The organism is Nocardiopsis lucentensis DSM 44048 (genome assembly GCF_000341125.1).
Taxonomy (GTDB): Bacteria; Actinomycetota; Actinomycetes; order Streptosporangiales; family Streptosporangiaceae; genus Nocardiopsis; species Nocardiopsis lucentensis.
In genome coordinates, this window is the sequence record NZ_ANBC01000819.1 from 1 (window position 1) to 15,382 (window position 15,382).

The 15,382-nt window shown below is 71.6% G+C and carries 9 protein-coding genes; 6 read left to right on the forward strand and 3 right to left on the reverse strand.

The window, feature by feature from the left end; genetic code table 11:
• Both D471_RS0128575 and D471_RS42170 read right to left on the reverse strand, forming a co-directional pair.
• The coding region (locus D471_RS0128575) for a condensation domain-containing protein (RefSeq protein WP_026128170.1) at positions 1-539 on the reverse strand (539 nt) is incomplete at its 3' end.
• 53 nt (positions 540-592) lie between these two features.
• Entirely contained in the window at positions 593-1,843 is a 1,251-nt protein-coding gene (locus D471_RS42170; RefSeq protein WP_017601785.1) for a helix-turn-helix transcriptional regulator, read from the reverse strand.
• A gap of 573 nt (positions 1,844-2,416) precedes the next feature.
• Here D471_RS42170 and D471_RS36710 point away from each other — a divergent pair.
• The 3 genes from D471_RS36710 to D471_RS0128595 are packed head-to-tail and all read left to right on the forward strand — an operon-like array spanning position 2,417 to position 11,747.
• Positions 2,417-9,616 (forward strand): amino acid adenylation domain-containing protein, encoded by a 7,200-nt coding sequence (locus D471_RS36710; RefSeq protein ID WP_017601786.1) that lies wholly within the window; start codon positions 2,417-2,419, stop codon positions 9,614-9,616.
• A gap of 5 nt (positions 9,617-9,621) precedes the next feature.
• Entirely contained in the window at positions 9,622-10,830 is a 1,209-nt protein-coding gene (locus tag D471_RS0128590; protein WP_017601787.1) for an FAD-dependent oxidoreductase, read from the forward strand.
• Positions 10,827-11,747 carry an SDR family oxidoreductase gene (locus D471_RS0128595; protein ID WP_017601788.1) on the forward strand — a complete coding sequence of 307 codons (921 nt, stop codon included), beginning with the start codon at positions 10,827-10,829 and terminating at the stop codon, positions 11,745-11,747. Before D471_RS0128590 ends, D471_RS0128595 begins: the two co-directional genes overlap by 4 nt.
• Positions 11,748-11,805: 58 nt before the next feature.
• On the opposite strand, the gene D471_RS0128600 is transcribed toward D471_RS0128595, so the two are convergent.
• Complete coding sequence (locus D471_RS0128600) at positions 11,806-12,198, reverse strand: VOC family protein (RefSeq protein ID WP_017601789.1); 393 nt, start codon at positions 12,196-12,198, stop codon at positions 11,806-11,808.
• Between the two features lie 66 nt (positions 12,199-12,264).
• On the opposite strand from D471_RS0128600, the gene D471_RS0128605 reads away from it, so the two are divergent.
• The 3 genes from D471_RS0128605 to D471_RS0128615 all read left to right on the forward strand — a co-directional run.
• Positions 12,265-13,212, forward strand: a complete 948-nt coding sequence (locus D471_RS0128605; RefSeq protein WP_017601790.1) for a helix-turn-helix transcriptional regulator — start codon at positions 12,265-12,267, stop codon at positions 13,210-13,212.
• Between the two features lie 372 nt (positions 13,213-13,584).
• Positions 13,585-14,562 (forward strand): hypothetical protein, encoded by a 978-nt coding sequence (locus tag D471_RS0128610; RefSeq protein ID WP_017601791.1) that lies wholly within the window; start codon positions 13,585-13,587, stop codon positions 14,560-14,562.
• A 104-nt stretch (positions 14,563-14,666) separates the two neighbouring features.
• Positions 14,667-15,382: tyrosine-type recombinase/integrase (locus D471_RS0128615; RefSeq protein ID WP_026128172.1), on the forward strand; the 716-nt coding region annotated here is incomplete at its 3' end.

A 15,382-nucleotide genomic window follows, 5' to 3' on the forward strand; every position in this document is an offset into this window, starting at 1 on the left:
TCGGTGGCCGGGAGGCGGGGAGCGCCGCCCGGTCCGCGCCCCCGCGCCGAGTCGGACGCGCCCGAGACCTCCGCCACGTGCTCGGCCCACTGCCGGACGAGGGACACCGCCGTCGTCCCGTCGGCGATGGCGTGGTGCAGGACGAGGACGAGCTCGTGGACGCCCCGGCCTCGGCCCTCGGAGGCGCTCACGACCTCCGCGCGCACGAGCGGGCCGGTGCGTCGGTCCACGCTCTTCGCCAGGTGTCGGCGGTCGGCGTCCTCGGCCCATCGCGCGCTCGACTCCAGACGGGCCCCGGGCTCCCACCTCCACACGAGTGGGATCGGGCCGGCCGTGTCGACGAACACCGGCCCTCCGGCGGGCGTCTCGGCGATGGCGGTCCGCAGGGCGGGATGGCGCCGCTGCAGCAGGTCCAGGCCCGCCCGGGCGGTCCGCCGGTCGAAGCGCCCTTCGACGGTCATCCTGCCGAGCACGTTGAGCGGTGAGATCTGATCGGCGATCCAGTACCAGCGTTCCAGGGGGCTGAGGGGGCGTGGCAAGGCTGCTCCAGGTTCGGTCGGGGCCGTTCGACGCGGGTGCGTCGGCGTGGGCGTCAGGGGGCTCCGTCGGTGCTGGGGAGGGGCGCGGTGTCCTTGAGGGCCGTGCTCACCAGCCGGACGCGCGAGTTCACCTCGTATTTCCTGAACAGTTTTTTCAGGTGGTAGTTGACCGTGTGCTGGGAGATCTTCAGCCGATGCGCGATCTGCCGGTTCGTGAAACCCTCCGAGGTCAACTGGATCAATCGCTTCTCCTGCGCGGTGAGAACGAATCCGGTTCCCACCTCGGCGCGCGGGCGGGGCAGGTGTCTCGCGGGGGCGGCCGGGTGGATGAATGTCGGAAAACGGCGCGGTATGCATGACCAGAACACTTCGTGGACCATCGGGCTCTGGAAACGGACCCGGTCTCCCACCGTCAGGAATCCGAGTTCGACGGCGACGCGCGCCATCTCCTCCGCCTCGTGCTCGGCGGCCCCCATGGCCTTTCCGGTCGGCTCCAGCGACGCGAACTCCTCACCCATCGACGCGCAGACCGCGAGGTACTTCTCCAGCGGAAAGCGAAGCGAACCGAGAACGCCGTCGATCCATTCGTAGACCCTCGCCGGAAGGCGGTCGACGCGGATCTCGGCCACCCCCTTCCTCCTGACGAGCGCCTGTTCCTCGCACAGGCCGGCCAGCGACTCGCGGACCAGGGCGGGATGGCCGTTGGCCCTCATCAGGAACGCGGTCAGGGGCGCTCCCGGCGGAACCCGCAGGACGTCCTCCGCCATCGCGACGACGGCCGAGCGCGTCAGGGGGCCCAGGCGCACCCGGTGCACCCGTTCCCCGGGGTGGACACGGGTGACGGCGGCGCAGTCGGGGCCGACGCGCAGCCACACCCGCCCGGAGGCCGGGCAGTTCCCCGCGGTCTCCCGCGTCCGGTGCGCCGCTCCGCCCGCGGAGCCCGGGCGGGCGCGCGTCCACGGCCCTCCGGCCAGGCACGACGAGCATCCGGCCGGCAGCAGGGGGGAGCGGCGTCGTGATCCCGGGCAGCGCACCGGCCCCTGGACGCGGAGCCCGAGTTCGCGCGCGGCCTTCAGGCACTCGGCCGCGAAGGCCGCCCGTCCCGCTCCCACGGGGCCCTCGACGGCGATGCGCACGGCCAGTCCGGAGGCACGCACCTGCCGGAGGACGCGGCGTACGTCGTCCAGTTCCCTCTCCCGGCCCCGGACCACCCGGCACCCCTGGCCGGCGGGCGACGCGGGCGGGACCTCCCCCCTCTCCGCCGGCGCGGTGCCGGGTATCGAATGCGCGGCGGACACCAGCATCGTCAACCTCCTTCTCGAACGCGGCGTACTCGAAGCGCGTTCTGGCCGATGGCACACGGTTCGAGGCCGGTCCACATAAAAACGGCGCGGATCGGCCCTGGGTCTGCGCTTCGTCATCCGATTGCGAAACCTGTACGTTCGTTCCATTTTTTTCTATCGCGTAACACGGGGCAATAGAGCGCAATGTGATGTGGGTAACACCGGACGTCTCGCGTATTTCGCCGACGCGGTCCGAGGGGAAATCCGCTGTTCCGGGGGGTGCGGATTAGCGTCACTCCTGGTCGGCGTTGTTCATGAACATTGCCTGCCTGGTCTCATGTTTGCGCGCATGAAGCCATTCTGAGCTGCGAATCTCGTGTTGTTTCGGCTTCAACTACTTGATTGCGTAGTGGCGGTGTAAGCGCCCGCGCATCTATCGTCCGACGTCGTGGCGCTCATATCGGAAAAGCGTGCGAGTGGCAGCTGCCGGTGTGGGCCACTACGGAGACATTCAAAATTGGGGGATGGTCAGTGAACAGTTTCCCGATCCGGTATGACCTTCCTGGACGCCCGTCCGACAGGATCCGACCCACCGTGTACCAGGAGGACGTCTGGGCCTCCGAGAGCCGAACCCCGAACAGCCCCCAGTTCAACGTGGTCTTGCACGAGCGGCTGCGCGGCCGCCTCGACCTACCGTTGTTGCGGGCCTGTGTGGCCGACACCCTGCGCGAGCACGACGCGTTCCGCATGCGGTTCCTCGACGACGGGGGAGTGCCGTTCGTCCGCGTGGAGGACCCGCGGGAGGCGAACATCCCGGTGGAGACGGTCGACCTCTCCGGCGAGGACGACCCCGCCGGCGCCGTCCTCGCCTGGCGGGAGAAGGACCTCTACCGACCACTGGACCAGCACCGCGGCGGCCTCGTCCGCGCGGCACTGCTCGTCGAGGACGCGTCGGTCGTCCACCTGCACCTGAAGGCGCACCACATCGTCGCGGACGCCTGGGCACTCAACCAGGTCTCCGCGCGGATCCTGGCCGCCTACCGGAGACGACGTGACGGCGGACCGGAGCACGAACCCGCACCGCCCGCCTACACCGACGAGTTCGCCCGCACACGCGCCTACACCGAGTCGCGGCAGTGCGAGAGCGACCGGCGGTTCCACCGGCGCAACCTCGAAGGCTTCACCCCCGTGCTCTTCCCCCGCTCAGGTACGGGCCGGACACGACGGGGGAGACACTCCTTCACGGTCGACGGCAAGACCGTGCAGCGGATCCTCGAAGCCGGCGGCTCGCCCATGTCCTACCTCGCCGCGGCCCTGGGGGTCTGGCTCGGCCGCGTGCTGCGCGCCTCCGAGGTGGCGGTGGGCGTCCCCTTCCTCAACCGGCGGACCGACACCGAGCGCCACGTCGTCGGCCACCTCGCCAACAACCTGCCACTGCGCCTGGACGCGGACGAGTCCCGTCCCCTCCTGGAACTCGCCGAGGCCGCCCGCGCGCGGCTCCGGGAGATGCGCGACCACGAACGACTGCCGCTCAGCGAGATCGTCAAGGAGATGCCCACCGCCTCCGACGGAGCGCGCCGGCCCTTCGACGTGACCCTGTCCTACCTGCGCTACCCGCACCCGTCACCGGGGGAGGGGATCGAACGGCGCACCACCGTCATGGCCCCCGTCCACGAGGACAACGCCCTGTCGATCATGGTCCACGCCTTCGAGGACGAGGACGACCTGCGCGTCGACCTCGACTACGCGCGCGACGTCTTCGACGGGGAACTCACCGCGGAGGCGTTCGCCGGACACATCACCGAGCTGGTGGCCAAGGGCTTGGACATGGTGGAACTGCCCGTCTCGGCCCTGTCCATGCTCACCGGTGACGAGTACGAGGACCTGGTGCGCCGCAGACAGGGGGAGCACGCCCACTACCCGCGGGAGAAGACCGTCCACGGGCTCTTCCAGGAGCAGGCGGCCCTCACCCCCGAGCGTCTGGCCGTCCAGGACACCGCCACCGGGGCCGCGTTCACCTTCGCCGAGCTGGACCGCAGGTCCAACCAGGTCGCCCGCGGGCTGCGCGACCAGGGGGTCGGCCCCGGGTCGCGCGTCGCGGTCATGGCCGAGCGCGGTCCCGAACTCCTACCCGGGCTCCTCGGCATCCTCAAGGCCGGCGGAGCCTACGTGCCCGTCGACCCGGGCTACCCCGGGGCCCGGATCGAGCTGCTCCTCGACGACTGCGCCCCCGCGGCCGTCCTCACCAGCCGGGGCGTCGGCACCGACCGTGTTCCGCCGGGGATCCCGGTGCACCGCGTCGCCGAGCTCTACCGCGGATCGGACCGGCCGCTCGCGCCCTCCGCGCAGTCCACCGACGTCGCCTACGTCATCTACACCTCCGGCTCCACCGGCCGTCCGAAGGGTGTGATGGTCGAGCACCACTCGGTGATCAACCGGCTCGCGTGGATGCAGCGCCACTACCCGATCGGCCGCGGCGACACCCTCCTGCAGAAGACCCCCGTCAGCTTCGACGTGTCGGTGTGGGAACTGTTCTGGTGGGGTGTCGAGGGCGCGCGACTGGCCATGCTGCCGCCCGGCGCGGAGAAGGACCCCCGGCGCATCCTCGAAGCGGTGGCCGCCCGAAGGGTCAGCGCCCTGCACTTCGTCCCCTCGATGCTGGGGCCGTTCCTGGACATGGTGGAGGGTGACTCCACCGCCGTCGCGAAGGCCGCGAGCCTGCGCTGGGTCTTCTGCAGCGGCGAGGCGCTCCCGGCCGAGCGGGTCAACCAGTTCAACCGCGTCTTCGCCGAGACCCAGAAGAGGGGAGGCGGGCCGGTCCTGGTCAACCTGTACGGTCCCACCGAGGCCGCGGTCGACGTCACCCGTTTCGACTGCCCGCCCGCGACCCGGGTCGACCGCGTGCCCATCGGCCGACCCGTGCAGAACACCAGCCTGTACGTGCTGGGCGCGCACGGCGGACCGCAGCCCGTCGGCGTCCCGGGAGAACTGTGCATCGGAGGAGTGCAGGTCGCGCGCGGCTACCTCAACCGCCCCGAACTCACCGACGAGAAGTTCGTCAAGGACCCCTACTCCCCGGGCGGCAGGCTCTACCGCACCGGCGACCTGGCCCGCCTGCTCTCCGACGGGAACATCGAGTACCTCGGCCGCATCGACGACCAGGTGAAGATCCGCGGCAACCGCGTCGAACTCGGCGAGGTGCAGAACGCCCTGGTGAGCCTGGAGGAGATACGTGAGGCGGTGGTGATCGACCACACCCCGCCCGGCCGCGGGACCGTCCTGGTCGCCTACTACGTGGCCGACGCCGAGCTCGACCCGGGCGAGCTCTCCGCGCGCCTGGGCGCCAGCCTGCCCGACTACATGATTCCGGCCCGCCACGTCCGCCTCGACCGCATCCCCCTCACCCCCAACGGAAAGGCCGACCGGAGGGCGCTTCCCCGACCGTCCGCCGCCTCCCCCTCCAGCGGGGACGAGCCGCACACCCCCACCGAGGCCGCGCTCGCCGACGTGATCGGCGAGGTCCTGGGCCTCGGGCGCGTGGGCGTCGAAGACGACTACTACGCGCTCGGCGGAGACTCCATCACCATGCTCCGGATCCGCGCCCTCGCCGAGCGGGCCGGCGTCGGATTCGACCTGTCGGACCTGGTACGCAACCCCACCGTCCGAGGGCTGGCCGCGGCGATCGGGCGGCGCGGCGGGGCGACCGCCCCGAGGGACACGGCACACCCGCCCTTCGCCCTGGTCTCCCACGTGGACCGGGCACGCCTGGAGGGCCGCGCCGACGCCTTCCCGGTCACCCGGCTCCAGCTGGGGCTCCTGTTCCACAGCAGGCGGACCCAGGAGTCGGCGGTCTACAAGGACGTCTTCCGCTACAGCATCGAGATGCCATGGGACGCACGGCACCTCCGGGCGGCCTTCGACCGGCTGGTCGCGCGCCATCCCGTCCTACGGTCGTCCTTCGCGCTCACGGGCTACTCGGAGCCGCTGCAGATCGTCGACCGCCACGCGCCCTCGGGCGGCCTGGAGACGACCGACCTCAGAGGGGTCGACGCGCGGGAGGCCGAGGAGCGGATCATCGCCCACATGCGGGAACGCCGTCGGCACGACTACGTCTTCGAGCGCCCGCCGCTCTACCTCTTCCACGCCTTCGTCACCGACGGCGCGGTCGAGTTGGTGTTCTCCTTCCACCACGCCCTGCTCGACGGGGGCAGCGTCGCCAACCTGGTGAGCGAGCTGCTCCAGGACCATCTGCACTCCTGCGGACTGGACGTCGGCCCCGTCGTGGGCGGGCCGTTGCCGAGCCCCGCCCTGCACGCGGCGGACGAGCGCGCGGCGATCTCCTCCGCGGACGGCCGCGCCTTCTGGAGGGGCCGACTCGCCGGGGCCGCTCCGCCGAACCTGGAGGGCTTCCGGTCCCACGAACCGCCCGAGGGGGACGAGATGATCGTGAGGGAGGTGCGCCCGCCCGACGACCTCCTCTCCCGCGTCCGCGCACTGGTCGAGGAACACCGCGTTCCGATCAAGTCGGTGCTGTTCGCCGCGCACGCGCTCACCCTGTCGGCGATGGCGGGCCAGGACGACCTGTGCACGGGACTGGTCGCCCACGGGCGGCCCGACGTCGAGGACGGCGAACGCGTCTGCGGGCTGTTCCTCAACACCCTGCCCATGCGCGTCTCACCCACCCGCGGGACCTGGATCGACGCGGTCCACCACGTCGCGGAGGCCGAGCGCGCGGCCTATCCGCACCGCCGGGTGCCGCTGGAGGTGATCCAGCAGGACCAGGGCGGCGCCACCCTGGTGGACACGGCCTTCAACTACGTCCACTTCCGGCAGCTGGGCGAGGTGCTCGGGCTCACCGGTGTGCGCGACCGCGGGTTCACCGCCTGGGAGGAGACCAACTTCACGCTGCTGGTCAACGCCATGACCGACCCGGTGGACGGCCGTGTCCGGCTGCGCATGGACTTCTCCGGCCAGACCTTCACCGCGGGCCAGGCCGACCTGTTCGCCGCCTCCTACACCGAGATCCTGCGCCGTATCGCCGAAAGGCCCCTGGAGGAGGCCGACCCCTCCTTCCTCGCGCCCGCCCCCTCGAGTCCACCGCCCCGACCGGCCCCGCCCGTGTGCGTGGTGCGCTCCTTCGAGGAGCGGGCAGAAGCCGCACCGGACGCCACGGCCGTCGTGTCCGGCGACGACTCCTGGTCCTACGCCAGGCTCGCCGAGGTCTCCGAACGCGTCGCGCGCGCACTCCTGTCGGTGGGGGTGAGACCCGGTGACCGCGTCGGCATCGCCCTGGAACGCGGTCCCCGAGCCGTCGCGGTCCTGCTCGGTGTGGCACGGGCGGGCTGCTCGGCGGTGCCGTTGGACGTCACCTACCCCGCCGGACGGCTTCGGGAGATGGTCGAGCAGGGCGCGCCCAAACGCGTGGTCGTGGCGCAGGCCTACGAGCACCTGATCGACGACGGGAGTGCGGTGCTCGTGGCCGAGTCACTCCTCGACGGGAGCGCGGCCCCCGCACCGGACCGCTCCGCACCACTGCCGCGGGTGTCCCCGGAGGACGAGGCCTACCTGCTGTTCACCTCCGGCTCCACCGGTACGCCCAAGGGCGTGGCCATGCCGCACCGTTCCCTGGCCAACCTCGTCGCCTGGCAGAACAGCGTGCCCAGCGGGGCCGTCGGTGGCCGGACGCTGCAGTACGCGCCGCTCAGCTTCGACGTCTCGTTCCAGGAGGTGTACTCCACGCTCTGCGGCGGGGGCACGCTCGTGGTGATCCCCGAGGACCTCCGTCGGGACGTCCCCGGGCTGCTCCGCCACATCGACGAGGCGGGCGTCGAACGCGTCTTCATGCCCTACGTCGCCCTGCAACGGCTCGCGGAGGCCGCCACCGCGCTGGGCGTCGTGCCACGATCCCTGAGGGTGATCGCCTCCTCGGGCGAGCAGTTGCGCATCACCCCGGAGATCCGCGGCCTGTGCCGCTCCCTGGGAGAGGACGTGGTCCTGGAGAACCAGTACGGTCCGACGGAGAGCCACGTCGTCACGGTCCACACACTCGACGGCGACCCCGCCCGCTTCCCGGCGCTGCCCCCCGTCGGCCGACCGGTCGACGGCGCCCGGGTGCTGGTGCTCGATCCGTCCGGGCGCCCGGCGCCGGTCGGAGGCAAGGGCGAGATCCACCTCGGCGGGGCCTGCCTGGCCTCGGGCTACGCGGGCCGCCCGGACCTGACCCGGGAGAGGTTCGTCGCCGACCCGACGCGGGAGGGCGAACGGCTCTACCGCACCGGTGACATCGGCATGGTCCTGCCCGGCGGCGAGGTCGTCTGCCTGGGCCGTTCCGACCGCCAGGTGAAGGTGCGCGGATACCGGGTGGAGCCGGCTGAGGTCGAGATCGCCCTGGCCGAGGCGGCGGCGGAACTGGGCGCGGAGGCGGTCGAGGTCGCCGTCGTGGCCCGGACCCGTGCGGCGGGGGAGACCTTCCTCGCCGCCTACGCGGTCTCCGCGGAGGCGGACCTGGACGTGGAGGCGCTCCGCCGCCGCCTCCGGGCAGCCCTGCCCGAGTACATGGTTCCCGCGCACGTCGAACGGATCACGGCCATGCCGATGACGCCGAGCGGCAAGCGCGACGACGCCGCGCTGGGCCGCCGGCCGCTCGCGGCGCCCTCCCGGCGCACGTCCGCCCCGCCGAGCACCGCGGAGGAACAGGTCCTCGCCGACATGCTGGGAGACCTGCTCGGCCGCACCGAACTCGGTGTCCACGACAACCTCTTCGACGCGGGCGCCACCTCGATCACGGCGATGCGGCTGGCCGTCCTGGTCGAACAGCGCTTCGGAACGCCGATACCGCTGTCCAGGCTCATCGCCGCGCCCACCATCGCCGAACTCGCGCGGGAGCTGCCCGGGGCCGGAGACGGCGAGCGGCGCCCGGAGGGCGGGTTCGACCCGCTGGTGCGCATCCGCGAGGGCGGGGACGCCGCGCCTCTGTTCTACGTGCACCCGATGGGCGGCAACGTGCTCTGCTACGTGCCGTTCGCCCAGCACCTGCCCGACGACCGGCCGCTCTACGCGCTCCAGGCCTTCGGCGCCGACGCGGGAACCGAACCCGTGCGGGGGATGGAGGAGATCGCCCGCCGCTACATCGAGGCCATGCGCCGTGTGCGGCCCGAGGGCCCCTACCACATCGGAGGGTGGTCCTTCGGCGGCTTCGTGGCCTTCGAGATGGCCCGCCAACTACGCGCGGAGGGACACGAGGTCGGCTCGCTGGTCGTCCTCGACACCACCGCGCTGGGCGACGACCGCAGCGCGTGGGTCGACGACAACGCCCTGATCACCTGGTTCTTCTGGGAGCTGCTCTGGCTGGAGCGCGGGGGCGACTCCCCCGAGGCGGTCATCCCCGACGGGGCCGCGACCCTGGACGAGAAGTTCGAGTACATCACCCGCCTGGCGGTGGACGAGGGCGTCCTGCCCCCGGGCAGCACGGACAGCGTCGTGCGCCGCCTCTTCCGGCTCTACGAGGCGAACTGGCGCTCGGCGTTCGAGTACTGGCCCGAGGTCGTCGACCAGGACATGCTCCTCGTGCGCGCCAGGCGACCGCTCCCGGAGGTGCTGCTGTCGATGCACACGGCGATCGGCAGCATGCACGCCGACGCCGAGAACGGGTGGCGGGAGCGGACCTCGGGCCGTCTGTCGGTGGTCGAGGTCGAGGGCGACCACCTCACGATCATGGAGGAACCGTACGTGGCCGACGTCGTGACCGCGGTACTGGACGCCGTCGAACACCCGACCGGCGACGTGGAGGAGTGAGGGCGATGGCACGGACGAGGAACGCGATCGTCATCGGCGCCGGTATCGGTGGCCTGACCACCGCCATCGCCCTGCGCAGGGTCGGCCTGGACGTGCGGGTCTACGAACGGGCCCCGCACATCAGGGCACGGGGGTTCGGACTGTCGGTGATGAGCAACGCCATCGCGGCGCTGGACTCCCTCGGCGTCGACCTGCGGCTCGACAAGCGCGGGAGCACACTGGAGCGCTATCTGGTCAAATCCCGGGGCGGGCGGCTCATCAGGGAGTTCCCCTTCCCCGAGATCGTCGACCGCCTGGGCGTGCCCTGTGTGTGCATCGGCCGCCCCGACCTCTTCGCCGCACTGCGGGAGGAGGCCGCCGGCATCCCGATCGCCCTGGGCCGGGCCGCGGAGGGGTTCGAGGTGGACGGCGGCCGCGCGCGCGTACGCTTCGCCGACGGCGGGGTCAGCGACGAGGCCGACCTGTTGATCGGCGCCGACGGGTTCAACTCGGCGGTGCGCAGGCAGCTCGTCGGTCCGAACGAACCGGCCCACGACAGCGGTTACATCGTCTGGCTGGGCATCACCGAGTACTCCCACCCCCGGTTCACCCCGGGGTCGGTCGTCCACTTCTGGGGCGACGGCATGCGGTTCGGGCTGGTCGACATCGGCCACGGCCGACTGTACTGGTGGGGCACGAAGAACATGCCCGCGGCCGTCTCGGCGGCCTGGGACGGCGGCAAGGACGAGATCCTCGCCGCCTACCACGGATGGCCGGACGAGGTCCGAACAGCCATCCGGGTCACACCGGAGGAGGACGTCCTGTCGGTGACCTCACGCGACCGCCCCTTCCTGGAGCGGTGGGGAACCGGCCCGGTGACCCTGCTGGGCGACGCCGCCCATCCCATGCTGACCAGTCTGGGGCAGGGGTCGGCGATGGCCATCGAGGACGCGGTCGTCCTGGCCCGGCACGTGCAGGCCCAACCCGACGGGCCCCGGGCGCTGCGGGCCTACGAGGACGCCCGCAGGGAACGCACCCGCGCCATCGTGACGGCCACCCGCGCCATCAGCGACTTCGAACAGTCCCAGGGACCGGTCCGGCGGCGGGTCCGCGACGCCTACTTCCGGCACATGCCGCACGCGTCTCTGGTCGGGCGCCTCGAGCCCGCCCTCACCTTCCCCGGAACCGGACTCGGGGACACCATGGCCGCGGACGCGGGAAAGGAGCACCGTTGAGCGAGAAGCGCGAAGCGAGCGAGGAGGCGGGCCCGGTGCTGATCACCGGAGCCTCATCGGGGCTGGGCCGAGCCTGCGCCCTGGATCTGGAGCGGCGCGGGTTCGGGGTGCTGGCCGGCGTGCGGCGCGTCGAGGACGGAGAGAAGCTGGTCGCCGCGTCCTCGCGCGGCCGCCTGGAGTACGCGGTCGTCGACGTGACCGACGAGGACTCCGTCGAGGCCTGCGCCGACCTCGTCGCGTCCCGGTACCCGGGACTGCGCGGTCTGGTCAACAACGCGGGGATCGCCGTGTCCGCGCCGCTGGAGTGCGTGGACAGCGCGACCCTGAGACGCCAGCTGGAGACCAACGTCGTGGGTCAGCTCGCGATGGTCCGGGCCCACCTGCCCCACCTGCGCCGGGCACGCGGCCGCATCGTCAACATCACCTCCGGCCTGGGACGGGTGGCGATCCCCTATCTCGGGGCCTACGCCGCGGCCCAGTTCGCCAAGGAGGCGTTGAGCGACGCGCTGCGCCGGGAACTGGCCGACAGCGGGGTGCGTGTCTCGGTCGTGCAGCCCGGGGCGATCATGACCCCCATCTGGGGCAAGATCGCCTCGGTCGCCGATGAGGCGCTGCGCGGAGCCGCGCCGGGGGTCGCGTCGGTCTACCGCGCCTCCTTCTCCGCCTTCCTGGCGGCCAACGCCGAAGCGGCCGCGCAGAGCGGCACGACCCCGGAGCGGTTCGCCGCGACGGTGGCCAGGGCCCTGACCGATCCCGTCCCCCGCACCCGCTACCGGGTCGGCGCCGACGCCTGGACGGCCGACGTGCTGTCCCGGGTCCTTCCCGACCGCCTGTTGGACAGGCGCTTCGCCGCGATCCCCCCGACGCGGGCGGACTGGGAGGCGGCCGACGCCCTCCGGAGTTCCCCCGAGGAGTGATTCCCGGGTGGGCCGGGGGCGCACGGCCCCCGGCCCACCGGTCAAGGCTTCCCCGGCGTCAGACTCCGTGCGTGGAGAGGCAGAAGGGGTGGCCCGCCGGGTCCAGCAGCACCCGCCACACATCGGGCCGAGGCTGGAACGACGCCATCACAGCGCCCAGAGCCAGCATCCGGTCCTGAGCGGAGTCCAGGTCGTCGACGCTCAGTTCGATGTGCGCCTGTTTCTGCTGGGCGGGGTCGGGCCAGGACGGGGGCCGGTAGTCGGCCTGCCGGACGAATCCCAGCCCTGGGGCGTCCGCGCGGCCGAGCAGAACGAAGTCGTCGCTGGAGAACAGCACGGGCAGACCGAGGGCGTCGCGATAGAAGCGGGCGAGTTCGGCCGGGTCCGGGCAGTCGAAGTCGACGGAAAGGAATCGGATCACGGGGGCGGACGAGGTGTCTCCTGTGCTCATGGTGGGACCGTAGAAGGCGACCCGGACAGGTGCTGTCCTGGTCCTACCCCACACTGGGTGACTGTGATGGGTACCACTTCCCGACTGCTGCGCCTGGTGTCTCTGCTGTCCACACGACCGGTCTGGACCTGCCGAGAACTGGCTGAGCGCATGTCGGTCACCGACCGGACGGTCCGCCGTGACATCGCCCGGCTACGGGACCTGGGCTACGGAATCGAGTCCGACCCGGGCCCCTGGGGCGGCTACCGCCTCAGCCCCGGCGCCCGGATGCCGCCGCTGGTCCTGGACGACGAGGAAGCGCTCGCCGTGGCCGCCGGCCTGCGTTCGGCCGCGCTCAGCGGGGCCCTGGGCGCGGGCCAGGCCGCGCTGTCAGCCCTTCTGAAGCTCCAACAGGCCATGCCCCGGCGGCTGGCCGGCCGGCTGGGTGAACTCGACGCCACCCTGGCGCACACCCCGCGGTCCGAGGAACCGCAGATCAGCCCGAACAGGCTGCTGGAACTGGCGACGGCGTGCCGCAACGGGACGCGCACCGAGCTGTCGTACCGGGACCACGCGGGGCGCGCGACGGTCCGCTACGTCGACCCGTACCGCCTCGTCCACACGGGCCTTCGCTGGTACCTCGTCGCTCGCGACGTCGCTCGGGGCGAGTGGCGTACGTTCCGGGCCGACCGTGTGACGGGGACACGGCTCACCGCCGAGCCCACCGAACTGGTCGATCCGCCAGACGCCGCGTCGTTGGTCTCCCGGAGCATCGCGAGCGTCGTGTACCCGGTGTACGCGACGGTCCGGTTCCCGCTTCCCCTGGACCAGGCCCTGGCCGTGGTCCCGCCCACGATCGGCGCGCACACCCCCGACGGCCCCGACGCCACCGTGGTCGAGATCGGCGGCAACGACGTGGAACAGCTCGCCGGCTACCTGCTCGGCCTGGGCACCCCCGTCCGTGTGCTCTCCACCGACGCCGTGCGTGAGGCACTGCTCCGCCGCACCCGGGCGCTGCTCGAAGCCAACGAATGACGTGGTCGTTCACGGCACCGTGTCCCCGGTCCCGGTCTCGTCGGGCGGCGGTGAAGTCACTCGTCGACGGTTTTGTGAGGAATCGGGATTCTCGGCCCAAAGAGGTATCAGGGTTTTCCCGCTGAAAAGTCCTGGTGCCGGATCGGATTTCGAAGACCGGACCGTAAGCGCCGATCCGGAGAGCGCCCATCGTCTAAAACAGTCCTTACGCATGTCCCCTGAACCGCGGAATTTCGAATTCTCGCGGGAACCAGGCGGTGCCTGAACCAGGATCCCGGTCTCCTGTCCTAGTTTTGTGCGGAGCGGACCCGGCGGCGGCGCCCGCCGCATGATGGGAGGAAACCGATGTGACGTCGATTCATCACACGCCGTTTGGCGGCGACCGCGGCCGCGCTGAGCGTGCTGCCACTCACCGCGGGCGGCGTCGAGGCCTCCACCGGCGCCCCACCGGCCGACCGGGGAGAGATCATCGCACCACGCGAGTTCAGCGGCATCACCTGGCTGGCCACCTCCGACACGGCGGGGAGCGACGGGGAACCCCAGCAGATCTTCCTGGTCTGCCACGACACCAGGGACGACTACGCCGAGCGCGACCTCCCGCGCCTGTCGATCGTGCGGACCCCCGTCGACACCGACGGGATCATCGTCGACGAACTCCACGTCGCGTTCCCCAGCGTGCCCAACGACCTGGAGAGCATCGCCCGGGTCCCCGGGCGCGACGAGGCCCTGCTGGTGGAGAGCAACGCTGACGGCGACGACCCCGACCCCACCATCTACCTCGCCAGGTGGGACGAGGACCTCGACATCACCATCGCGGGCGCGGCGCCCTGGCCCAGGACGCCCGAACCGCTGGTGAACGTCGAGGCCACGGCTGTCGCGACGGTGCGCGGAAGGGACTACTTCGTGTACGCCGAGCGGGCGCAGGGAAGCGACACCACCAACGTCAACATGACCCGCCTGGCGATCGGAAGGAACGGCGAGATCAGGTTCGGCGGGGAGTGGACGTCGGTTTCCTTCACGGCCAGCGCACCGCCGGACGCGCGCCCCGCCTCGGGTATGGACATCGACAGGCGAGGCAACGTCTACATCTCGTCCGCGTACGATCCCGGCGACCTCGGCCCCTTCGACAGCGCCGTGTACCGTGCCGCGGTGGTCCGCCCGGGCGGACCCATCGGCGCCCGGCTGCGTCCGGTCAGCCCGCCGGAGGAGCTCGCGCGCAGCTCGGGGCTCAAGGTCGAGGGCGTCGCGCTGGTCGACGGCTCCTTTCCGATGTTCATCAGCGACGACGACGAGGACTACGGCGGCCTGCTTCGCCAGCTGCGGGTGACGCGGCCGGGCGACAGCTCTTGAACCCGCGCTCAGGGCGGTCGGCGACACCGTCCCCGGCCGCCCCCGGTTCCCGTGCCGGATGGGTGCGGGTGGCGCGTGAGGACGACAGGAAAGCGAGGCCGTAGATGGCTTCTCGGGACGGGTCGGTGTTCAAACGCTGCGGATGCCGCCAGGAGGCCACCGGCAAGTCGCTGGGTACGAAGTGCCCGAAGTTGCGCCGTGAGGACGGGGCGTGGAACTCCCGCCACGGCGAGTGGGCCTTCCAACTCGAACTGCCGCGCACCGGTGAGGGGAAGCGCCGCCAAGCGCGGCGAGGTGGTTTGGGCTCGCAGGAGCAGGCCCAGGCCCAGCTCGATCATCTCAAGGCGTTGATCCGCTTGGCCGAGGACGAGGCGGACGTCGAGGTGCAGGTCGCCGACCTCATCCAGCAAGCCCTGCGGGCGCGTCGTTCGTTGCCGGAGGCGGGCGAGGTCAAACGCCGTATCGGGGCGGGGGTGCGCACACGGGAGAAGGTCCCCACCGTCGCCCAGTGGCTCAAGGAATGGTTGGACGGCAAGCCCGACCTCGCGGTCAAGACCCGGGCCTCGTACGAGGGTCACATCCGTAACCACCTCGTGCCGCATCTGGGGGCGACTCGTCTGGACAAGTTGACGTCGTGGCAGGTGGAGGAGATGTTCGCCGCGATCGAGGAGAACAACCAGCGGATCCTGGAGTGCCGCGAGTCCGACGAACCTAAAGTCAGGGCGTCCGTGCGGGGGCGGCGGGTGATCTCGCTGTCGACCAAGCACCGGATCCGCGCCACCTTGCGGAGCGCGTTGTCGGAGGCGGTGCGGCGGGCGGG